Raw genomic sequence first — 21,054 nt, 5'->3', positions numbered from 1 at the left:
GAACCGCTCACTTCGTTCGCGGACAGAAACCGCATACCGAGCAGCCGACAGTGAGATGTCTACGAAGCGGTTGGTAGTCAACTGGTGAAGCTGGTTACTGTTCCACTGTTATCGCCAATTACCTCTTACCCTGATTACCTCACACCCAGCGGTAGAACTCCAGCGTGTACCCCTCGGGGTCCTCGACGAAGGCGGCGAAGGCGTCAGCAGCGTCGATTTCGGTCGGTTCGAGCACCGGCGCAGCGCCGGCGTCGATGGCCGTCTCGAACGTTTCCTCGACATCGTCGACGGTGAACGCGATGTGGTCCACGTCGGCGCGGTTCGGCGCGACCGGGGTCGTTCGGTCAGGGTCGTAGCGTAGTTGCAGATCGGCGTCGCCGTTCCGGCCGAGATAGACGTTCTCGACGCCGTCGAGTGTAAAGCGGTGGGTCTCCTCGAAACCTAGCGCGCCGTAGAAGTCCATGGCACGATCGAGGTCCGAGACGCAAATCGCCGTGTGTGCGAGTTCCATGCAGCGGCGTTGTGGCCGGGGTGAAATGAGTGTGCCGATAGCGTCGCTGTGGCGGCTACTTACAGCAGGTCGCCGCGGGCAACGGGAACGACGCTGCCGCCGACCCGGACACTGATCGGGTCGTCGCTGCCGTCGGCCAAGAGGTGCAACAGCGACGGGCGGCCCATCTCGTAGCCCTGTTCGACGCGAGCGTCGACGACGGGACCGTTCAGAACGTCGTGGCGAGCGAGATACGCGGCCAGACAGCCGTTCGAGGAACCGGTGGCGGGGTCTTCCGGCACGTCGTAGAACGGCGCGAAGACGCGGACGGCGAGGTCGTTGTCGTCGCTTCGCGGGTCCCGGCAGACGGCCAGGACGTTCTTGGCCTCGCGGTCGCCGGTCACGGCGTCGTAGGCGTCGCGGTCCAAGTCGATGGCTGCCAGCGTGTCGCGGTCGGCGACCGGGACGACAATTGTCGCCAGTCCTGTCGAGACGATTTCGACCGGCCAATCGTGGTCCAGTCGGTCAGTCGATAGCCCGAGGACGGCGGCGAGGTCCGCGTGGGCCAACTGCTCGCCGAACTCCGGCGACTGCTGTGTCATCCACAGCGTTTCGCGCCCGTCGCGCTCTCGCACGTCGACCGGCACGTCGCCGACAGGCAGGTCCAGCGTCACCGTCTCCGGTTGCCCCTCGGCCAGATGGTCCCGGATGACCTGTGCCGTCCCGAGTGTCGGATGGCCGGCGAAGGGGATCTCGGCGGCGGGGGTGAAGATGCGGACCGGCCACGCACCATCGGTCGCCTCGCCGGTGACGAACGTCGTCTCCGAGTAGTTCATCTCGGCGGCGATAGCCTGCATCTCCTCGTCGCCGATGTCGCCGGCGTCCGTCACGACGGCGAGTTGGTTCCCGGTGTAGCGTTCCCGCGCGAACACGTCGACGATATGCAACGGGTGGGACATACCTGTTCGCTCGGCGGCGGCGCCAAAGAACGCTCCGGGATACTGACGAGTGGTACCGAACCACGCGAAACCACCGGACTATTTGCCGCTGTCGGCCCTGCTGTGGGCATGGACACTGTCGCAATCGCCTGTTTTGACGGGTTCGACGAACTGGACGCCATCGGTCCCTACGAGGTGTTCGAGAACGCGGCCCGCTTCGGCGCGTCGTGGGACGTGACACTCCACTCAGTGCGCGAGTCGGAGATGGTCACCGCCAGCCACGGGCTTCGGGTCGAACCCGACGGCTCCCTCGCCGACGTGACGCCGGATCTGCTCGTCGTGGCCGGCGGCGGGTGGAACGACCGAAGCGAGGCCGGCGTCTGGACGGAGACTGAGCGTGGGGACCTGCCCGACGCCGTCGCGGCGGCCCACAAGCGCGGCGCGACTGTCGCTGGGGTCTGTACCGGCGGCATGGTCCTCTCGCGGGCCGGCCTGCTCGACGGCCGCCCCGCAGTGACTCACGGCGGTGCAATCGACGACCTGCGAGCGACCGACGCGACCGTGGTCGACGCCCGGGTCGTCGACGACGGCGACGTACTGACCTGCGGCGGCGTCACGTCCGGGCTGGACCTCGCGGTCCATCTTGTCGAGCGCGAGTGGGGCACGGACGTGGCTGCCGCTGTCTGTGAGGAGATGGAGTACGAGCCACGTGGCGATGTATTCAGCGGCGAATCAGTGTAAGCACGACTGCATGTCTCAGGCGTTCGCGCGGGCGTCCTCAAGCAGTGCCTGCACGTCGACGGCCTCACCGGTTTCGCTGCTCTCGATGGCAGCGAAGACGATAGCCATCGATTCGAGGACACTGTCGACGTTCGTCGGCATCGGCTCACCGCCGTCGACCCAGTCACAGAACTGCTCGATGAGCCAGGCGTTTTTCCAGTGGGGCCGCTTGGCCAGCGGCACCGTCTCGCCGTCACCCTTGCCGATGCTGTCGAAGTTCCCAACGTCGTAGGCGTCGGCGTGGAACCGCTCGACGTCGCGGCGGTCGAGGACGACAGTCTGATCGTCGCACTCGGCGCGGAACTGCTCGTGGCCCCAGCCGTTCAGCGTCGTCGCGTTGGCGTAACTACCCTCGTACTGGGCGCGGGTCCCGTCAGCGAAGTGCAGCGTCACGAAGCCGGTGCAGTCACCGTCGTAGTCGGCCCCGTCGGGCGTCCACGTTTCGGCGTACACCCGCTCGCAGGGTGAATCGGCCAGCGACGCGAGGATGTCGAGGTGGTGGATTGCGCCGTCGAGCAGGAGCATATCGGCCATCTCGTAGACGTAGTCGGCATAGAAGCCCCGTTCGCGGACGTTGCCCGTATACCGGGCCGTCAGATAGTCGATGTCGCCGGCCGCCTCGACGGCGCGCCGGAACGTCGTCTTGTCCCGGTCGAAGCGGTGACTCATCGTGACACCCATCTTCTTGCCGGCCGCGTCGACCTTCTCGGCGACCCGGACCGAGGCCTCCAGCGTGTCGGCAATCGGCTTCTCTGAGATGATGTGGAGGTCGTGGGCAAGTGCCGTCTCGACCACGGCCTCGTGGGTCGACGGCGGCGTCACGATAGAACAGCTGTCCGCCGGGTGCTCCGAGAGCGCGGTGTCGAGGTCGGTGTAGCACTCCTCGGGCGACAGCCCGAGTTCCCGTTCGGCCAGTTCGTGCCGTTCGGGGTCGGTGTCAACCGCGGCGACGACCTCGATACGGCCGTCGTCGACGTTCGGTGGAAGCGCGTCCGTCGCCCAGGTGGACCCCTGTCCGCCCAGACCGACGTGGACTAATCGGTGCGTCATGGCTGCGCTATCGCTTCGAGGAATAAATGCTGCACTATTTCATCAGTACTCGTCCGCATCCGGGAACTCGACGCGCCGTTCCATCCCGTCCTCCGCAAGCACGACCTCGCCGTCGAAGGCGTCGCGGGCCTCCTCGACTAACTGGTCGGCGCTCGCGGCGTAGCGCGTCGAGATGTGTGTCAGCGCGAGCGTCGATGCACCGGCCTGGCGCGCCACGTCAGCGGCTTCCCGGGCGGTGGAGTGGGCCGTCGCCTTCGCCCGCTCTTTCCGGTCCTCGGCGAAGGTGGCGTCGTGGACGAGCAGGTCCGCGCCCTCACTGGCATCGATGACGCTCTCTTTCGGGAGCGTGTCGCCGGTGTAGACGAACCGTCGGCCGGGACGGGGCGGACCGACGACGGCCTCCGGCTGGATGGTCTTGCCCTCGTGCTCGACGGCCTCCCCGCGGTGGAGTTTGGAGTATTTCGGTCCCGGGGGAATGCCGAACTCCTCTTCGGCTTTCTCCCGGTCGAACTTCCCCTTCCGGTCGTCCTCGTCGAGGACGTAGCCGACGCTGGCACAGCGGTGTGCCGTCTCGATGGCCCGGACCTCGTATTCCGGCCGGTCGAGGACGACATCGCCGGCCGACACCTCGTTGATGCGGACGGGAAACGAGGGTGTCGTCCCGTTGGCCTGGATGAGTTGCTTGATGTTGCCGCGCGTACCCGCCGGAGCGTGGATGGCGATTGGGCGGTCGCGCTCGTTGAAATCCCACGTCTGGAGCAGTCCCGGAATTCCGAGGACGTGGTCGCCGTGGAGGTGCGTGACGAACAGGTGGTCGATGGCGAAGCCGGTGCCGTAGCGCATCATCTGGCGCTGTGTCCCCTCGCCACAGTCGAAGAGCAGGTAGTCGCCGTCGCGGTTACAGAAGATGCTGCTCGTGTTGCGCTGGGTCGTCGGCACGGCCCCACTCGTCCCGAGAAACGTCACGCGCATATCATCGGACCATCTGCTGTCGACGGGTAAACCGGTGTCGAAAGGGCAGCGCCGAGAGCGGGTCGTCACTCCCGGTCTGGATCCATCGGGTGGCTACGACCATCGTTTGTGCGTTACTCGGTAACGTGCTTATTCGAAATGGCCGAGCATACCGGCTGCTCGCAGTATTCTTGCTACAAGAGTATGCTCCTCGACTGGGTCCTTAACTACCGACAAAACAATTTACCGTTGCGTAAGCGTTACTCAATCTCATTTTTTCCAGCCGGCGATACCAGAAGACAGCTTAGCAGGTTGTTATACTCAAGTGAACTGTCTCGCCGGTTTATGTGTCGTTCACCCGTTGCATCGTTCGCATTGCCTTCCGATCACTGCAGAACCAACTCATGATACAAACTCGTACACTCGCCGTTTTCGCTGCGCTACTCGTCGTCGGTGGCCTCACCGCACAGGTCGGGGCTGTACCGGGCGTGACAGCGCAACAGGAATCGCCGACAGAACAAGCCGGGAACACAGGGGTCACTGTTGCCTCCCTGACCGCTCCAGAGAGCGTCGCACCGAACTCGACCGCTGACGTGGCCGCGACGGTCACGAACAACGAGAACACCACGGTAACTGAGTCCGTGGCGTTCCGGTTCGACGGCGCTGTCGTCGACCGGACGCTCGTCACACTTGAGCCAAACGAAACCAGTGTCGTTCAGTTCTCCGCGGACACGACCGACATCGAACCCGGTGACTACCGCCACGGTGTCTTCACCAGCGACGACGGTCAGGTCGCCGCCGTGACCGTCTCTGACTCATTCACACTGGAGAGCCTCGATGCACCGACGAACGCCACCGCCGGTGACAACATCACCGTCGACGCGTCCGTCGCCAACCCGAACGACTTCAACACGACCCAGACAGTCGAGTTCCGACTCGGCGGCCAGCCGCTTGCCACCGAGTCCGTGACCCTCGACGCGAACGAATCCACTGACGTGACGTTCACCGTCGACACGACCGGTGTCGAACCGGACACATACGTCCACAGTGTCTTCACGCGTGACGACGGTGCGTTCGGCGAAATCACCATCGAATCGGCTGTCGACACGCCTGAAGAACCGCCCGCAAACGAGACAGAGGAGCCGACTGAAGACGAGACTGAAGAGCCACCCGCAAACGAGACCGAGGAACCGACTGAGGACGAGACCGAAGAGCCGCCCGCAAACGAGACAGAGGAGCCGACTGAGGACGAGACCGAAGAGCCGCCAGCGAACGATACTGAGGAGCCGACCGAAGACGAGACTGAAGAGCCGCCGGCAAACGACACTGAAGAACCGATTGAGGACGAAACCGAAGAGCCGCCCGCGAACGACACCGAAGAAACGACTGAAACGACTGACGAGGAAACCGAACAGTCGACTGAATCCGAGACCGAACAGTCGACTGAAGACGAAACCGAACAGTCGACTGACGAGGAAACCGAACAGTCGACTGAAGACGAAACCGAACAGTCGACCGAATCCGAAACCGAACAGTCGACCGAATCCGAAACCGAACAGTCGACCGAATCCGAAACCGAACAGTCGACCGAAGACGGTACTGAAGACTCGACCGAGAACAGTACCGACGAATCGACTGAAGACAGTATCGAGGACACCGAGGAAGACGACGAAACTGACGCGACAGGCAACGCGACCGAAGAAACTGCGACGGTAGAAAACTAACCCGCGTTACCCTGTCACCCGTTCACATTTTTAATGGTGGCCGTCGTACCGTAGTCCATGAAGTTCGTCATCGTTGGCTATGGCCGCGTCGGTATCCGGACCGCACGGATTCTGCAGAGCGAGGGCCACGAGGTTGTTATCGTCGACAACGACCCTGTGAAGGTCGAACGAGCCACCGAAACCGGGTTCGAGACAATCCAGGGAGACGGCAACGAGGAGAGTGTCCTCATGGAGGCCGGCATCGAAACCGCGGACGCTATCGGCGGCCTCACTGGAGACCTGAACACGAACTTCACGGCCTGTATGATCGGCAAGGAGTTCGGCTGCCGGACCGTCCTGCGGATTGACGCCGACTACCGCGAAGAAATCTACGAGAAGTATGCCGCCGATGTGGACGAGATCATCTACCCGGAACGGCTGGGCGCGGCCGGCGCGAAAACGGCGCTACTGGGCGGTGACTTCAACGTTCTCGCCGACCTGACTGAACAGCTTTCGGTCGCGAGCATCCGGATCCCCGACGGCTCACCGTTCGTCGGGAAGCGCGTCGTCGAGGTGGAACTCCCCGGCGACGCCCACATTTACGCACACGGGAAGGGCCACGAACCCATGACGATCCCGCTGCCACAGACTGAAATCGAAGCCGGTGACAGCGTCGCGATCATGGCCGACCCCGGCGGACTGGACGACATCCGAGCGACGCTCCGGGGCGACGCACCGGCCTGACCGCTCGCTACTTCGCTTTGCTGTGTCGACACTTAGCACAGTAGCTATCTCGACTGAAAGCCGGGGGAGTGGAATATGAAAGGGAGGATCGCGGTGTCCGGGCGCGCCTGGGGAGGATAGGATGGCACGCAGTGTCACCGACGCCCACTGCAGCCGTGGAAGCGCGCCCGTACCGGGTCGAATGCTACCGGTAAGCATAAATGCCCGTCAGACAGGCGGCCGACGGACGACAGACGGCGCGGCTTTTTGCCCGTTCGGGTACTGGGTCCCGTCATGACCTGGGCGACGTTGTTCGAACGCGCGACGAACCACCGGACCACGGTCGACGCTGTCCGTGCGGCCCTCGACGAACACCGGGCGGAGGACGACAGCGATGCGTGAGCCGTCGCCGGCGCGTATCGTCGCTGACGCCGACGTGCTCGCCGCCGACCTACTGTGTGGACCAGACAGCGATGCCCGCGCCGCCCTCGACCATGTCCGTCGGCACTCGTGGGTCACGCTCGTCACGAGTGACCACCTGTTGGACGATGCCACCGCCGTCATCGGGGACCTCGCCGACGACGACCTGGCGGCGGACTGGCGGGCGCGGATCGAACCGGACTGTGACATCGTCGATCACCCGGCCGGCGATCACCCCGCGTTGGCCTCGGCCTACCGCGGCGGCGCACAGCATCTGCTCTCCTACGATGACGAGCTGCGGAGCGCCCGGACCAGCGCGTCGCTCAACCGTCACATGTCCTTAAGCGTGCGACCGCCGGACGCCTTCGCCCGCCTGTTCGATCCGGAGTCACTGTACCCGGTCGTTGAAGACGGCGAGTATCCCGGTCCCGACAGAGACCCGCGAGCCTAACGGGTAGGCTTCCAGCCCAGTCCGTATCAGTCGTCGGCCGTCGTCACGGCGGTCGTGGAGGCGGTCCCCGATGACCCGGCCGCGTCCTCGGCAACGTCGAACTCCGCGAGAATCTCGCGGAGGTCGTCAGTCCGGGACGCCATCTCCTGTACCTCGGTGGTCACTTCGGTGATCGTCGCGGTCTGTTCTTCGGCCGCGGCGGCGACGGCCTCGGACTCCTCGTTGGTCTGTTCGCTCACCGCCGCGACCTCGTCGACCATGTCGACGACTTCCTGGGTCGTCTCTGCCTGCTCGGCGGTAGCACCCGATATTTCCTGAATCGAGGCGTTGACCTCGCCGAGCACGTCGACGATGTCCTCGAAGTCCCGGAGTGCCGACTCGATGGTCGCGGCGCTGTCAGTCACCTGCTGGTTCGTCGCCTCCACGTCGCTGACGGTCTCGCTGGCCTCGTGCTGGACCGCTTCGATGCGGTCCGACACGTCGGTCGCGGCGTCGCGGGTCTCCTCTGCGAGTGTCTTCACCTCGTCGGCGACGACGGCGAACCCGTCACCGCTGCCGTCCGCGCGGGCCGCCTCGATGGAGGCGTTCAGCGCGAGCATATTGGTCTGCTCGGCGATGTCCGTGATGACCTCGACGATGTCGTCGATTTCGCTGATCTGGTCGACCAGGCTTTCGACTGCAACGGCGATGTCGTCGATACGAGCCTCCATCTCGTCGAGTTCGTCGATGGCTTGCTCGGCGTCCGCACGTCCTTCTCGGCCTCGCTGTGTCGCCTTGTCGGCGGTCCCAGCGGCATCTTCGGCGGTCGCGGCGATCTCCTCGACGGTGGCAGACAACGTGTTCATTTCCGAGGCCACGTCTTCGTGACGGGTCGCCTGCTGACTGGCGCCGGCCGAGATCTCCTGAATCGACCGGGAAATCTCGTCACTCGCACCGTCGATCTCCTCGATGCTGCGGGTGACGTGGTCGCTCGTCTCGTCAACATCCTCCGCGAACGCCGCGACGGTCGCAATCGTTTCCCCCAGCGTCGTCACGAGGTCGTTGTAGTTCTCGACAACGGCCTCGAACTGCTCGTCGTCGGCCTCGAAATCCTCGTCGATAGTGGCGGTTAGGTCGCCGTCTTTCGCCCGTTCGGCGGCATCACCGAAGGCGACGACGAGGTCGTTGAGCGCCTTCGACCGGCGTTCGAGGTCGCTGGTCATCGTCTGGAGTTCGGTGGTGTACTCGTCCATGCTGGCGGCCATCTGCTCCAGTGACTGCCCGAAGGTCCCGGGTACGTCCTCATCGAGGATATCTGCGTCGAACTCCTGCCGGGAAAGCGCGTCAGCCTGCTGTGACACTGTCAGCAGGTAGGACTGCATCGATCGAAACGACGAGAGCAGTTCGGCCACCTCGTCGTCGCGCTCGCTCTCGGGCAGTTCCGCATCGAGTTCACCGGCGGCGATGTGATCCGCGCCCGCAGCCATCGCTGTGACGGGTTCGACGAAGTCCTCGCGGGTGATGAACACCGTGTTGGCGAACGCAACGATAGCGCCAGCGAGCAACACGCCCGTGACGACGTACCGGACGGTCCCGCTGGCGACAAGGGAGACAACTGCCAGCGCAACCGAAGCGGCAAACTGCAGCGCGACGGCTGCGAGGACCTTCCGTTCGACTGAGCCGGAGACGCCGAAAAGATCTAGTGATCCGCGTATTATCGATTTGTACTGTCCGACCGGGTCTGTGAGCATACCGAACCCTTTCGCTCCAGCTTTGATAAAGCAAACTCTCGGTTCTCAGTATATGAAAACAAAATAGAGGATGGATCCACCGTATAGGCGTTTTTCTCCTATGTCATGACTCAAATATCAGAACAGATTCTACTATCGCCCGCTGTTGACCCAGCCTGCGACGCGCCGGACAACGCTTCGCGGGGTTACCCGAACAAGCCTGTCGATGAACCGCATCGACCACCGCGGAATCACGACTGTCTCGCCAGCGGCCGCTCCCTTGTAGGCCGCCGCTGCGACCGCCTCGGGCGTGTTCGAGGAGACCGATCCAACGGTCGAGTCCGACATTCCCGCACGTGCTTGAAACTCCGTGTCGACCGGGCCGGGACAGACAACAGTTACATCGACCGGAGTCTCACGGAGTTCCTCGGCCAGTGCCTCGCTGAAGCTGTTGATGTATGCCTTACTCGCGTAGTAGCCCGCGAGGTTCGGCCCGGGCTGGAACCCGGCGACCGAACCCATGTTGATAACCGCGCCGCCGTCGTCGAACTCGTCGAGGAACAACCGCGTCAGTTCGACCGGCAGTAGCACGTTCAGCCGCAGCTGCGTTCGTTCCGCGTCGAGGTCGCTTTCGGCGAACGGGCCATAGGTTCCCACGCCGACGTTGTTGACGAGGATTTCGATGTCTAATCCACGAGACTGGACCGCCTCGTAGAGTTCTTCGGCGGCCGCCGAGCGGTCGAGGTCCATTACAATCGGCGTCGCCGTGATGCCTCTCGTTTCGAGGTCCTCGGCCAGCCGTTTCAGTTGCTCCTCGCTCCGGGCGACCAGCACTACGTCGTGCCCGCGTGCGGCGAACTCCCGTGCCAGCGCGTCGCCGATACCCGCTGACGCTCCCGTTATGAGGGCGGTGCCGCCGGTGCCGACGACCGATACGTCGCTATGGCTCACCGTACCACTCCGCGACCGTTGTCGCTTCGGGTTCCAGCGCCATCGGTCCCTCGTCGCTGGAACTTCCGAGGGATGGGGCATCCCTCGACGGACGGTTCGCTACCGCTCACCGTACCACTCCGCAAACTTCGCCAGCGCCCGCCCACGGTGGGAAATGGCGTTTTTCTCCTCGGTACTCATCTCCGCGAACGTCGTCCCGTCGTGCTCGAAGATGGGATCGAAGCCGAAGCCACCCTCGCCTCGCGGGGCGACGATTTCGCCGGGCACGCGCCCCTCGAACAGTTTCACCGGGACCGTCTCGCCGCCGTCGTGGACCTGCTCGTCCGTCGTCGCCGCGCCGCGGTCGTCGGCCGACAGGTCCTGCCCGCGCCGGTCCTCGCGGTCGATACCGCCCGGGTCCGGCGTCGCCTCGAACCCGTCGCCGTCGCAGTAGGCGATGACCGTCTTGAACGCCGCGGCGCGGTCGGCCTCCGGTTCAGTCATGCGCCAGACGCGCTCGACGCCGACAGTGTCCTCGACGTAGGAGGAGTACGGGCCGGGGAACCCGTCGAAGGCGTCGATGAACAGCCCCGCGTCGTCGACGATGACCGGGCCGTCCGCCGCTCGGTAGGCCGCCCGCGCTCCCTCGGCCGCGACCGTTCCCAGGTCGTCGGCCTGGACCTCCGGATAGTCGAAATCGAACTGCCTGATTTCGTCGTCGAGATACTCCGTCGCCTCCCGGACCTTCCCGGGGTTGGTCGTGACAAAATTGAGCATACCGGCACACGGCGGCCGGCGATAAAAGAGCCGTCGAAACTCCGCTCAGACGGACTGTCGTGGATTATTTCCGGACAGTGTTGCTCCAGAGGTCAGCACGAACCGGGAAATCGTGACACCAATCCGTCTCAGTCGACGACGACTTCGACCGGTTCGTCTTCGCTCTCGGATTCGAACTCCGCTTCGCTGCTGCCGTTTTCGAGATACAGCATCACGCCGGCGACCGCCAGCACGACCCACGAGCGCCAGTTCGCCAGGTTCAGCGTGTAGCCGATGCCGAAGGGTTTCTCGACCAGCATGTCATCGCCCGGCTTCCAATAGGCCGACACCAACCGCTTGAGGCTCGGTCGTTCGAAGTTGTACGGCACGCCGAACAACGTTCCCGACTGGGGTTTCTCTGCCATACTGCGTTCTATTCAGGCCGAGGTTAAACCATTTGTCCACCACCTTTTTCGTCGTCGGATTTCCTCGCGGCGCGAAGCGCCGTTGCGGGAAGACTCTCTGCTCACGGGCGCAAAGCGCCCGTTCGCATGGTCAGCGGGACCTTCGGTCCCGCTCGACTCGAAAAACGTGGTCCTCGTGAACGGAGCGAACGAGGGCTCGAAAGACGAGTACAGCGAGTCTTTCAGTGGCGAAAAAGGCCGAACGCTCGCTCCGCTCGCGTTCGGTGAACCGCTCACTTCGTTCGCGGACAGTCACAATGTTATTATTGGGAGCTAGCGACCCTGCCTTTCCCCGGGTTCGCGCGATGCAACGCGCTCACGGCCACACAGCAGGGACAGGCTTCGAAAAACTGCAGCCAGAGCGTCTTACCGCTCGTCCAGCGGCACGAACGTCGTGTCTTCCGGCTTCGCGCCGACGTAGCGAGCGCGGGGGCGGATCAGACGGTTGTCCTCGATGTACTCGAAGACGTGGGCGACCCAGCCACCGACGCGGGACATCGCGAAGATGGGGGTGTAGATGTCGATGGGGATGCCCATCTGGTAGTACGTCGACGCGGAGTAGAAGTCGACGTTCGGAGCCAGGCCTTTCTCCTCCATGAGGTAGTCCTCGATGGTGGTCGACATCTCGTACCACTTGAGCGTGCCGGCGGCCTCCCCGAGTTCCTTCGAGCGCTCGCCGAGAATCTTCGCCCGCGGGTCCTTGACGTTGTAGACGCGGTGGCCGAACCCGGAGACGCGGCGGCCCTCGTTCAGGGCGTTCTGGACCCACTCAAGCGGGTCGGATTCGGCGTCGTCTACTTCCTTTAGCATCTCCATAACGTCCTGATTGGCCCCGCCGTGGAGCGGTCCTTTCAGCGTCCCGATGGCGGAGGTGACCGCGCTGTGAACGTCCGACAGCGTCGACGCGGTGACGATGGCCGAGAACGTCGAGGCGTTGAGGCCGTGGTCTGCATGGAGGACAAGCGCCTGGTCAAACACGTCCGCCAGCACGTCGTCGGGCTCCTCGCCGTTGAGCATGTAGAGGAAATTCGCCGCGTGGTCGAGGTCGTCGCGGGGTTCGACGGGCTCCTGTCCGTCGCGGATGCGGGTGAACGCCGCGATGATGGTCGGGATCTTGGCCGTGATCCGCCGACCCGTTTCGAGATTGACCATCTCGTCGGTCGGCTCAGCGTCCTCGGGAGCGGGGTCAAAGGCCGAGAGCATCGACACCGCGGTCCGGAGCGCCGCCATCGGGTCCTCGTCGGCTTCGGCGAGTTGCCGCACGGTCGAGATGACATCGTCGTCCACGTCGCGAGCGTCCACCATCGCCTGCTTGAACTCGGCGAGTTCGTCCCGGTCCGGCAGATGGCCGTGCCAGAGCAGGTACAGCACCTCTTCGTAGCTGGCACCCTTGGCGAGGTCCTCGATGGTGTACCCCCGATACACGAGTTTGCCAGCGTCGCCGTCGATAACGCTGAGTTCGGACTCGGCGACAATGACACCCTCGAGTCCCTTCTTGAGGTCGTCGGACATACGCAATCTGTTCCCTACCTTCCGGGAAAAACATTTTCTTTCTGGGCCTGTGTGTCACACTGTCAGGAGCTGAGACTGCCCGTTCGTTTACTATTTTCCGCATGAATTCGTTTGTTTATTACATCGATACCGGAGAACTCGTCGTTCATTCGTCCGCGCTCGTTTCGGTAACAGAAGGTTACCGACCCGCATCGTGAGGAACGTTTTTGCTCGGGGCCGTCGAACCGGCCGCTATGGACCAGCCAGGGACGGTCGAGTACGAGCCGGTCAGCGTCAAGCAGGTGCTGGCCGAGATGAAAGACACCGCCGAGTTGCTCATCGACCTCTCGTACTCGGCCGTTCTGCTGGGGAGCGACGACGTGGCCGCGGAGGTGTTGGAGTTAGAGGAGAAGATGGACGTGCTCCAGTTACGGGCGCGCATGAGCCTCCTGATGGCCTGCCGGTCGACGGATGATGCGGAGTCGCTGGCCCCCGTCCTGGGGATGGTCGGAGCGGCGGAGAAAATCAGCGACGCCGCCGGCGACATCGCCAAGATAGTCCTTGAGGACATCGGCTTGCCAGACACGATGCGGGCGGCCCTCCCCGAGGCCGTCGAGACGCTCGTGCGGGCAACGATTAGTTCGGACTCACAGCTGGCCGACGAGACGCTGGGGGGCCTGAACCTCGAAACCGAGACGGGCGTCCGCGCGCTGGCGATCCGCCGGCAGGGGCACTGGCTGCTCAACCCCGACCGGGAAACGCGCCTCGAAGCGGGCGACGTGGTGCTGTTCCGCGGTCCCGAGGACGGCATCGCCGAGGTGTATCGGGACGCGACCGGTGACGTGTACGAACCGCCGGAACCGCCCGAGGGTGGCGTCCGAGACCTCGAACGCGCCGTCGACTCCATTGTCCTGATGAAAGACATGGGGGAACTGGCGGTCGATTTAGCCTACGGCGCGGTGCTGTTCGACAGCACGGAGGTTGCCGAGGAGGTCGTCGAACTCGAAGCCGAGGTCGACGCGCTGCAGTCCCGGTTCGAAGCCTGGACGCTCCGGGCTGCCGCCGACATCGACGACCCCGTGTCGCTGCGGGGCCTCGTCCATCTGGCCCGCTCAACGGAGGTCATCTCCGACGCTGCGCTGGAAATGAGCGAAGGTGTCCTGCGGGGACTGTCGACGCATCCAGTCGTTGCCGAGGCCGTTCAGGAATCCGACGAGGTCATCGTCCGGACCACGGTGTACCCCGACAGCGACCTCGCCGGGACGACCATCGGTGACGCGGAAGTCAAGACGGCGACGGGCATGCGAATCATCGCGATACGGCGCGGGGCCGGCGAGAGCGAGCGAACCGGACGGGAAGGCGGCGACTGGGTCGTCTCGCCGGGCCCCGAAACGCAGATTCAGACGGGCGACGTACTCATTGCGAAGGGGACTCGAACTGGTGGCGATCGGCTTACAGAGCTGGCTGAGGGGTAGGAAAGCGGGGGTATCAGCGTCTGGCGAGTCGGACAGCCGACACCGCTGTGAACAGCGCCGTCAGCAGGCCGCCCAGCGAGGTGGCGAGGACAAAGGCCAGCGCCACGTAGAACCCCATCGGCCGCTGGGTCCCCGGCAAGACGAACAGGGCGAACAGCCCCGCCGTGAACAGGCCGGCGACCGCGAAGCCGATTTTCGCGTTGCGGGGCACGTTCAGCGCCGCGACCATCGCCGCTTTGCCGCTCTGTGGCTCGGACTGGGACACGCTCTCCGATAGGGCCGACAGGCCCAAGACGCCGTCGGTCCGGCGCAACCGCCGCCGAAATCCGAACCAGTAAAGGCTCCCAAGGCAAACGTGAGAACAATGGTTACTTTCGGTACGGCGACCGCCGCTCCCGGTGAGAAAGACACGGGGCGGCTGGAGGTCGGTGAGACCCGGGACGGGTCGACGTTCGGGCTACCGGTCGCCGTCGTCAACGGTGTCGACGACGGACGGACGCTCTACATACAGGCGGCCAGCGACGGCGACGAACTGAACGGCGTCGGCGTCATCCAGCGGACGCTCCCGCAACTCGACCCGACGGAACTGTCCGGGACGGTGCTGGTCTGTGGCGTCGTGAACTACCACGCCTTCCAGGTCGCCGAACACCGCAACCCCATCGACGACACGAAGATGAACCGGGCGTATCCGGGCGACAAAACGGGAACTTCGAGCGAGCGCATCGCCGCCGCGACCTTCGACGCCGCCATCAGCGCCGACTACGTGCTCGACCTCCATCAGGGATCGACCTCGCAGATGATCGACGAAGTTCGGGTCCGGTGTGGCACCCGGCATCGCCTCCATGAGGAGTGTCTCGAACTGGCGAAGGTGTTCGGCTGTGGGTACATCCTCGACCAGAAAGGCCCCGACGGGCAGTTAGCCCGCGCCGCTCCCGACGAGGGCGTTCCGACAATCGACCCCGAACTCGGGGGCTGTGTCGGCTGGGACGAGGCCTCCATCCAGCGGGGCGTCGACGGTGTGTTCAACGTGTTGAAATACTACGGCTTCCTCGACGGCCACCACGACGCACGGCCACAGACCCGCGCCTCCGGGTTCGAGCAGTATGGCTCCCCCGTCGGCGGCCTCATCGACCTCAAACCCGACCTCGGCGACCGCGTTTCCCGCGGCGAGACGCTGTTCGAGGTGACCGATGTGTTCGGCGAGCCCAAGACCGAAATTACCGCCGACTCCAGCGGTGTGTTCTGGCGCGCTCGACGGCTCCCGCAGGTCGCGACCGGCGAGTACGTCTGCTCGGTCGGAACGAACGTGGATACGTACTAGCCACTGTTTACTGCGTCGGGTGTTTTCAGGGCGCAATGCGGCGCATCCGCCCGTTTGCTGGCCTGCCCTTCCCCGGGGCGGCCGACGGAGCGGCCGCCCGGCCACCGCTCTGTAGGCTTTGCCAATCTGGCCGCAGGCACCGACTACCGCCCCGGCAGACGCCGCCAGTTTTTGGGCGATGCGCCGTCCAATAGACCCATGCGCACCTGTAGCCTCTGCGACCGCGAGTATCCCCGCAAGGAGCCCTGGCGGTGTTCCTGCGGAGAGCCCCTCGACTACGCCACCCAGCCGCTGCCCGACAGCCGCCCGGCGCAGTTCGCACGGACCAGCGGTGTCTGGGACTTCACCGACTTCCTCCCAATGGACGAGCGGGTCAGTTTCGGCGAGGGCTGGACCCCGCTGGTCGAGGCACCCGGGTGGGACGCCACGTTCAAACTGGAGTATCTCCACCCGACGGGGAGTTTCAAGGACCGCGGCGCGGCGACGATCATCGCGGAGGCGCTCGAAGTCGGGGCCGACCGGGTCCTCGAAGATTCCTCGGGCAACGCCGGACTGGCGGTCGCGTCCTACGCGGCGCGGGCGGGGCTGGATGCAGAAATCTACGTCCCCGCGGACGCGAAGGAAGCGAAACGCCGCCGCATCGAACGAACCGGAGCCGACGTGATCCCGATCGAAGGAAGTAGAGAGTCCGTAACCGCGGCCTGTATCGACGCCGTCGAGAGCGGCGCAGGCTGGTACGCCAGCCACGCCTGGAACCCTGCCTTCTTCGCCGGGACAGCGACGACCGCCTACGAAATCGCCGCCCAGCGGGACTGGACCGTTCCGGACGCCGTCGTCACGCCGCTGGGCCACGGGACGCTGTTTCTCGGTCTCTATCGTGGGTTCCGGGCACTGCAGCGGGCCGGCTGGACCGATACTATCCCGCGCATACTGGGCACACAGGCGACCGGGTACAGCCCCATCGCCGACGAGCAGAACGGGCCGGACGGCGAGCGGAACGACCTCGCTGACGGCATCCACATCCGGGACCCGCCACGCGGCCACCAGATCCGGCAGGCCATCGAGGAAACGGACGGGGCTGCCGTCGCCGTCTCCGCGGCGGCGACGGAACGGGAACACGACCGCCTCAGTGCGGCGGGATTTCACGTCGAACCCACCTGTGCGACGGCGACAGCGGCGCTAACTCAGTTCAGAGAGCGGGGAGAACTCCAGGACGACGAGGACGTTGTGGTTGCGTTAACAGGGCGAAACAGTTGAGCTACCGCATCAACAGCGTCGAAACCGGAAAGTCGGCATCGACAGAAAGCCACTGGTCCTCTACGTCTGTCGTTTCCACGTCCGGGGCGTAGCAGATGAGTCGTTCACTGCCGTCAGGACGGGAGCGCACTACGGCAGGCAGCGCCGGTTCGTCAGTGTCGGTCGCTGCCGTCACCTCGCTCGTCGACCGGGTATCGGAGTCCATGTCTGGGTTCACGATAGGTGTTATTATTGTTACCAGTCGGTTATCGCGCGTAAGGGCTACTGAACGTCGTCAAGGGAAACGAGAAGGTCTGACGAAACGGCCAGCCAGTTCGCCTCCAGTTCTGAACTCGAAAGTCCCGGCGGATACAGAATCGAACGCTCGCCACCGCCCGCAGCCGGCTCGTGTTCGACGGTCAGTAGTTTCTCCGTGAACCCGTCGTCTGTCGGATTTCGGCTCTGGGCGTCCGTCCCCTCACTACTCATGCCCGTCAAATAGCGGGATATGAATATTGTTACCCGTTGTCTAAATCGCCGTATATTCCCAAATTACCGGAATGTTCGTGGCGCTTACTGCCCGGTAGTCGATTCGAACCAGGTGTCAGACGAGAACGTAGCTACGACAGATCGCTACTTTTCACGACGGAACGCCCTCCTCAGCGAGAAGGGTGAGTGGGTGCGTCGAACCCACCGCGGACCAGGGGCTTCGCGATGTGGCGGCGCGCGACCGGCGGCACCTCGTACCAGCCACGTTCCAGGTCCCGCTCGACGGACTGCTCGACCTTGCCGTCGGCACTGGTCCCGCAGTCCCGACACCGGTAGCCCTGGTTCCGACCCGCGGATTTCATCGACCGGCCACAGTCCGGGCAGTCCGGGGTGACGGTCTTTATCCTCACCAGGTCCCGGACGGCGAACTTCTCCAGTTTGAGCGTGCCGTCGCTCACCTCGCCACAGACGGTGACCCGGTCACCCGCTCTGAGCGACCGGATCCGGTCGCGGAACCCCTTTGTCGGTTCGAAGGCAGCACAGTCGAGGGTCGTCCCGTCGCCGTTAAGCGTAACGAACACGTGCCCACCCTCTCGCGTTTCGGGAGCGGCGACCACGTCGCCGGTGACGCGGTAGGCGCTGTCGTCCCTGACCGCGTCGAGTGTTGCGTCCTGTAGATGCACGTCCGTTCCCTGGTTCGTCACGAACGTCGCCCGCCGAGCGATGGGTTCGCTGTCGATGGCGTCGGCGACGGCACGGCAGGCGTCGGGGTCGTCACCGCGAATCCCGTAGAGAATCGGACACGGCGTCCGCGGGACACAGACCGGATAGCCCGATTCGCGGTCGATGGTGTCCCACACATCGGGGTAGTACTCCTCGGCCGCGGCGCGGACGCTCTCGGCGTCGACCGACCGCTCCGTGCCCCACCGGTCCCGTTCCCGGTAGGCGATGTGTTCGTAGGTCCAGTCAGACAGGGCGGCCCACGCCCCGACTGCTGCGAGTGCGCCGACTAACCCGCGACCGTTGCCCCGCTGGCAACGAGCGAACCCGACCACGTCGGCGAGTGTCGTCGCGGTCATCGGGTCCTGTATCGACTGGATGGTCTCGCGGGCGAACGTTGCGACCTGCGGTGGGACATCCTCCGGATCGCAGTCCGCGACGACGGCACCGGGATTGGTCCGGGGGTCGTCGGTCTCGGCCATGTCGAGCGTGTCTTCGACCAGGCCAAGGGCCGTGTCGGGAGCGAGGTCCGTATGCACTGCCAGCGCCGCGTTCCCGCGGGTCTTGTGTTCGACGGCGGGGTTCAGGCGGACGAGGAGCAGGCGCTCAATGGCACCACCAGCGTCCCGGATCGACTCGGCGAGAGTGGCGGCGGCGTAGGTGGTACACATCCCCCGCTCGCGCGAGTCCGTATCGTCAAGGCCGACGACAGTCACGCCACTCTGTAACCCCGAAGCGGTCAAACCCCTTTCGCCACGTCCCGGTTTTCCGGCCTGAAAGTTCAATGAACGGCGCAATGCATATAATGGGTGAACGGCCTAGACTCAGTAGAGGTACTGAGTACTATGTCACGGTCGGCGCTGGTGGAAAACGTCATGGCGATGCTCGAAGACGCTGGCTTCCTCGTCAGCGACCGGTGTGCGATTCGCCCGAAGAGTTTCGACATCGCTGCCCGTCGCGGTGAGGACGTGTTGCTCCTGAAGATACTGGGCAACATCGACGCCTTCGACGCACAGACCGGCGGCGAGATGCGACGGCTGGGCACCTACCTGAACGCCACGCCGATTGTGATCGGACTCCGGACACGCGACGAGGAGCTGAAACCCGGCGTCGTCTACTTCCGCCACGGCGTCCCTGTGCTGTCACCGGACACCGCGATGGACCTGTTCGTCGAAGAGGTCCCGCCGCTCATCTACGCCGCCCCGGGCGGGCTCTACGTCAACATCGACTCCGAAATTCTCGCCGACGTGCGCGAGGACCGCGACTGGTCGCTGGGCCGACTGGCGAAGGAACTGGGCGTCTCCCGCCGGACGGTCTCGAAGTACGAGGACGGGATGGACGCCTCCGTCGAAGTGGCCGCCGAACTCGAAGACCTGTTCGACGCGCCGCTGACCTCCCCGGTCAGCGTCCTCGACGGTGCCGAGGAGGTTCGAGACGACGAACCGACGCCGGAGGACCCCGATGTCGCACCGGAGGACGAGCCGATTGTGACGGTGTTCACCCGCATCGGCTTCGAGGTCCACCCGACGGACCGCGCCCCGTTCAAGAGCGTCAACGAGAGCGAGGACCAGCACGAGCAGGTGCTTGCCGGCCACTCGGCCTTTACCGAGACGGCCGAGAAGCGAGCGCGCATCATGTCCTCAGTCGGCGAAGTGACCCGCACGCGGTCGGTGTACGTCGTCGACGAACTCCGGCGCGAATCCGTCGACGGGACGGCGCTCATCGAGAAAGACGAGATGGACGATATTCAGGACGCAGTTGACCTTCGGGACCTGATTATGGAGCGCGGCGAAGACCCCGAAGAAGTGGCCTGAGCGGGCGCTATCAGTTATCCCTGTCAATTAAAATCGAACCGTCACAAGTGACTGGGTTACTGCCCGTACGTCTCTTCGAGATATTCGACAATCCACCTTTTTCAGTGTCGGGTTCGCGCTAACCGCGCGAACCACTCCTCGAAAAACGTGGGCGAAAAACGGTCGCGCATGGCGCGACCGCGATACAGAATATCGCTACTGCCCGTACGTCTCTTCGAGATATTCGACGATGTCGTCGGATTCGGGCATCCCGTCGACGCCGTTGTCCTTGTCGACGAGGACCGGAACGCCGGTCTGGCCCGAAACCTCCTTCACTTCGGTCCGCTCGTCGTGGGACCGCGGGACCATGTGGGATTCGTAGTCGAGGCCCAGTTCGTCGAGTTTCTCGATTACCTTCGCGCAGTACGGACAGCCTTCGAGTTCATAGAGTTCCAGATTAGCCATTGCGCCCCATTCTAGACGGGCCATCGTCAAGAACACATCGATGGTGTGTCCGGGCCGTGCAGGGGCGAGGGCAATTTGCCGGCGTTACACGTCGATGTCGTCGGGCGCGTCGGCGAGCAGGTCCGAGGCGGTCACGAGCGAGGATAGTTCGAGGTCGTGGTCGGCGAGATTCTCCTTGGCACCTTCCTCGCGGTCGACGACGACGAGGACGCGGTTGACGACGGCCCCAGCCTCGCGGAGCGCCTCAGCGGCGTCGACGGCGCTCTGACCGGTCGTCGCGATGTCCTCCAGAATAATGACCTCCTCGCCGTCGGGCAGGTCGCCCTCGATGCGGTTGCCCGTGCCGTACTCCTTGGCCTGCTTGCGGGCGATAACGTAGGGGATGCCGGTCTCGACGCTCGTGACGGCGACCAGCGGGACCGCGCCGAGGGCGACGCCGGCGAGGGTGGCGTCCGTGTCCCATTCGGCGATTCGTTCGGCGAACGACTCGGCGATGAGGTCCAGACAGTCGGGGTTGGTCTCGAAGATGTACTTGTCGACGTAGTAGTTCGACGTACCGCCGTGGGAGAGCTCGAACTCCCCGAACTTGACGGCGTCGGCGTCCCGCAGGGCCGCGATGAGGTCGTCGTTTGCCATACGCTCACTGGACAGTCACAGGGCTAATGACTGTTGGATTCGGACAGCGACATTCCTAAGCCG

General features: G+C 64.4%; 23 protein-coding genes. 8 read left to right on the top strand and 15 right to left on the bottom strand.

Annotation, left to right across the window (positions count from 1 at the left end):
• Positions 1 to 139: 139 nt before the first annotated feature.
• Both Harman_RS09180 and Harman_RS09175 read right to left on the bottom strand, forming a co-directional pair.
• Positions 140 to 511 (bottom strand): VOC family protein, encoded by a 372-nt coding sequence (locus Harman_RS09180; RefSeq protein WP_137683498.1) that lies wholly within the window; start codon positions 509 to 511, stop codon positions 140 to 142.
• A 59-nt stretch (positions 512 to 570) separates the two neighbouring features.
• Positions 571 to 1,449: a PhzF family phenazine biosynthesis protein gene (locus Harman_RS09175; RefSeq protein ID WP_137683497.1), complete on the bottom strand. Its 879-nt coding sequence runs from the start codon at positions 1,447 to 1,449 to the stop codon at positions 571 to 573.
• 108 nt (positions 1,450 to 1,557) lie between these two features.
• Between Harman_RS09175 and Harman_RS09170 the strand changes: the two genes are divergently transcribed.
• Complete coding sequence (locus tag Harman_RS09170) at positions 1,558 to 2,169, top strand: DJ-1/PfpI family protein (protein ID WP_394347815.1); 612 nt, start codon at positions 1,558 to 1,560, stop codon at positions 2,167 to 2,169.
• A 15-nt stretch (positions 2,170 to 2,184) separates the two neighbouring features.
• On the opposite strand, the gene Harman_RS09165 is transcribed toward Harman_RS09170, so the two are convergent.
• Both Harman_RS09165 and rnz read right to left on the bottom strand, forming a co-directional pair.
• Positions 2,185 to 3,258, bottom strand: a complete 1,074-nt coding sequence (locus Harman_RS09165) for a Gfo/Idh/MocA family protein (RefSeq protein ID WP_137683496.1) — start codon at positions 3,256 to 3,258, stop codon at positions 2,185 to 2,187.
• A 42-nt stretch (positions 3,259 to 3,300) separates the two neighbouring features.
• On the bottom strand, positions 3,301 to 4,230 hold the full coding sequence (rnz, locus tag Harman_RS09160) for a ribonuclease Z (RefSeq protein ID WP_137683495.1): 930 nt from the start codon (positions 4,228 to 4,230) through the stop codon (positions 3,301 to 3,303).
• A gap of 383 nt (positions 4,231 to 4,613) precedes the next feature.
• On the opposite strand from rnz, the gene Harman_RS09155 reads away from it, so the two are divergent.
• The 3 genes from Harman_RS09155 to Harman_RS09145 all read left to right on the top strand — a co-directional run bounded on the left by Harman_RS09155 (position 4,614) and on the right by Harman_RS09145 (position 7,506).
• The gene (locus Harman_RS09155; RefSeq protein WP_137683494.1) at positions 4,614 to 5,933 is read left to right on the top strand and encodes a hypothetical protein; all 1,320 of its coding nucleotides are present in this window, start codon (positions 4,614 to 4,616) and stop codon (positions 5,931 to 5,933) included.
• A 57-nt stretch (positions 5,934 to 5,990) separates the two neighbouring features.
• Entirely contained in the window at positions 5,991 to 6,656 is a 666-nt protein-coding gene (locus Harman_RS09150) for a potassium channel family protein (protein ID WP_137683493.1), read from the top strand.
• Positions 6,657 to 7,029: 373 nt separating this feature from the next.
• Positions 7,030 to 7,506 carry a PIN domain-containing protein gene (locus Harman_RS09145; protein ID WP_137683492.1) on the top strand — a complete coding sequence of 159 codons (477 nt, stop codon included), beginning with the start codon at positions 7,030 to 7,032 and terminating at the stop codon, positions 7,504 to 7,506.
• A 26-nt stretch (positions 7,507 to 7,532) separates the two neighbouring features.
• Here the strand turns inward: Harman_RS09145 and Harman_RS09140 are convergent, their stop codons facing one another.
• The 5 genes from Harman_RS09140 to citZ form a co-directional block, all read right to left on the bottom strand.
• On the bottom strand, positions 7,533 to 9,236 hold the full coding sequence (locus tag Harman_RS09140; protein WP_137683491.1) for a methyl-accepting chemotaxis protein: 1,704 nt from the start codon (positions 9,234 to 9,236) through the stop codon (positions 7,533 to 7,535).
• A gap of 132 nt (positions 9,237 to 9,368) precedes the next feature.
• Positions 9,369 to 10,166: an SDR family NAD(P)-dependent oxidoreductase gene (locus tag Harman_RS09135; protein WP_137683490.1), complete on the bottom strand. Its 798-nt coding sequence runs from the start codon at positions 10,164 to 10,166 to the stop codon at positions 9,369 to 9,371.
• 99 nt (positions 10,167 to 10,265) lie between these two features.
• The gene (locus Harman_RS09130) at positions 10,266 to 10,922 is read right to left on the bottom strand and encodes a non-canonical purine NTP pyrophosphatase (RefSeq protein ID WP_137683489.1); all 657 of its coding nucleotides are present in this window, start codon (positions 10,920 to 10,922) and stop codon (positions 10,266 to 10,268) included.
• A 128-nt stretch (positions 10,923 to 11,050) separates the two neighbouring features.
• On the bottom strand, positions 11,051 to 11,326 hold the full coding sequence (locus Harman_RS09125; RefSeq protein WP_137683488.1) for a DUF5808 domain-containing protein: 276 nt from the start codon (positions 11,324 to 11,326) through the stop codon (positions 11,051 to 11,053).
• A gap of 405 nt (positions 11,327 to 11,731) precedes the next feature.
• Positions 11,732 to 12,877, bottom strand: coding sequence for a citrate synthase (gene citZ, locus Harman_RS09120; RefSeq protein WP_137683487.1), 1,146 nt, complete (start codon positions 12,875 to 12,877; stop codon positions 11,732 to 11,734).
• A gap of 233 nt (positions 12,878 to 13,110) precedes the next feature.
• On the opposite strand from citZ, the gene Harman_RS09115 reads away from it, so the two are divergent.
• Positions 13,111 to 14,331: a potassium channel family protein gene (locus Harman_RS09115; protein WP_137683486.1), complete on the top strand. Its 1,221-nt coding sequence runs from the start codon at positions 13,111 to 13,113 to the stop codon at positions 14,329 to 14,331.
• Between the two features lie 13 nt (positions 14,332 to 14,344).
• On the opposite strand, the gene Harman_RS09110 is transcribed toward Harman_RS09115, so the two are convergent.
• Complete coding sequence (locus tag Harman_RS09110; protein WP_449271439.1) at positions 14,345 to 14,596, bottom strand: DUF7536 family protein; 252 nt, start codon at positions 14,594 to 14,596, stop codon at positions 14,345 to 14,347.
• Positions 14,597 to 14,695: 99 nt separating this feature from the next.
• On the opposite strand from Harman_RS09110, the gene Harman_RS09105 reads away from it, so the two are divergent.
• Together Harman_RS09105 and Harman_RS09100 are read left to right on the top strand one after the other, a co-directional pair.
• On the top strand, positions 14,696 to 15,652 hold the full coding sequence (locus Harman_RS09105; protein WP_137683485.1) for a succinylglutamate desuccinylase/aspartoacylase family protein: 957 nt from the start codon (positions 14,696 to 14,698) through the stop codon (positions 15,650 to 15,652).
• Between the two features lie 198 nt (positions 15,653 to 15,850).
• Positions 15,851 to 16,909: a pyridoxal-phosphate dependent enzyme gene (locus Harman_RS09100; protein WP_137683484.1), complete on the top strand. Its 1,059-nt coding sequence runs from the start codon at positions 15,851 to 15,853 to the stop codon at positions 16,907 to 16,909.
• Position 16,910: 1 nt separating this feature from the next.
• On the opposite strand, the gene Harman_RS09095 is transcribed toward Harman_RS09100, so the two are convergent.
• The 3 genes from Harman_RS09095 to Harman_RS09085 all read right to left on the bottom strand — a co-directional run bounded on the left by Harman_RS09095 (position 16,911) and on the right by Harman_RS09085 (position 18,813).
• The gene (locus Harman_RS09095) at positions 16,911 to 17,114 is read right to left on the bottom strand and encodes a hypothetical protein (protein WP_137683483.1); all 204 of its coding nucleotides are present in this window, start codon (positions 17,112 to 17,114) and stop codon (positions 16,911 to 16,913) included.
• 56 nt (positions 17,115 to 17,170) lie between these two features.
• The gene (locus Harman_RS09090; RefSeq protein ID WP_137683482.1) at positions 17,171 to 17,377 is read right to left on the bottom strand and encodes a hypothetical protein; all 207 of its coding nucleotides are present in this window, start codon (positions 17,375 to 17,377) and stop codon (positions 17,171 to 17,173) included.
• 170 nt (positions 17,378 to 17,547) lie between these two features.
• The gene (locus Harman_RS09085; RefSeq protein WP_137683481.1) at positions 17,548 to 18,813 is read right to left on the bottom strand and encodes a tRNA(Ile)(2)-agmatinylcytidine synthase; all 1,266 of its coding nucleotides are present in this window, start codon (positions 18,811 to 18,813) and stop codon (positions 17,548 to 17,550) included.
• A gap of 129 nt (positions 18,814 to 18,942) precedes the next feature.
• Here Harman_RS09085 and Harman_RS09080 point away from each other — a divergent pair, with 129 nt between their 5' ends.
• Positions 18,943 to 19,911, top strand: a complete 969-nt coding sequence (locus tag Harman_RS09080) for a transcriptional regulator (RefSeq protein WP_137683480.1) — start codon at positions 18,943 to 18,945, stop codon at positions 19,909 to 19,911.
• Positions 19,912 to 20,106: 195 nt separating this feature from the next.
• Here the strand turns inward: Harman_RS09080 and Harman_RS09075 are convergent, their stop codons facing one another.
• Together Harman_RS09075 and pyrE are read right to left on the bottom strand one after the other, a co-directional pair.
• Positions 20,107 to 20,355 (bottom strand): glutathione S-transferase N-terminal domain-containing protein, encoded by a 249-nt coding sequence (locus Harman_RS09075; RefSeq protein WP_137683479.1) that lies wholly within the window; start codon positions 20,353 to 20,355, stop codon positions 20,107 to 20,109.
• Between the two features lie 84 nt (positions 20,356 to 20,439).
• Positions 20,440 to 20,991, bottom strand: coding sequence for an orotate phosphoribosyltransferase (pyrE, locus tag Harman_RS09070; RefSeq protein WP_137683478.1), 552 nt, complete (start codon positions 20,989 to 20,991; stop codon positions 20,440 to 20,442).
• Positions 20,992 to 21,054: the final 63 nt, after the last annotated feature.

It is taken from the genome of Haloarcula mannanilytica (genome assembly GCF_005406125.1).
In the GTDB taxonomy this organism is placed as follows: Archaea; Halobacteriota; Halobacteria; order Halobacteriales; family Haloarculaceae; genus Haloarcula; species Haloarcula mannanilytica.
The sequence above is the reverse complement of the archived record's forward strand: the minus strand, read 5'-3'. Positions and strand labels throughout refer to the sequence as shown.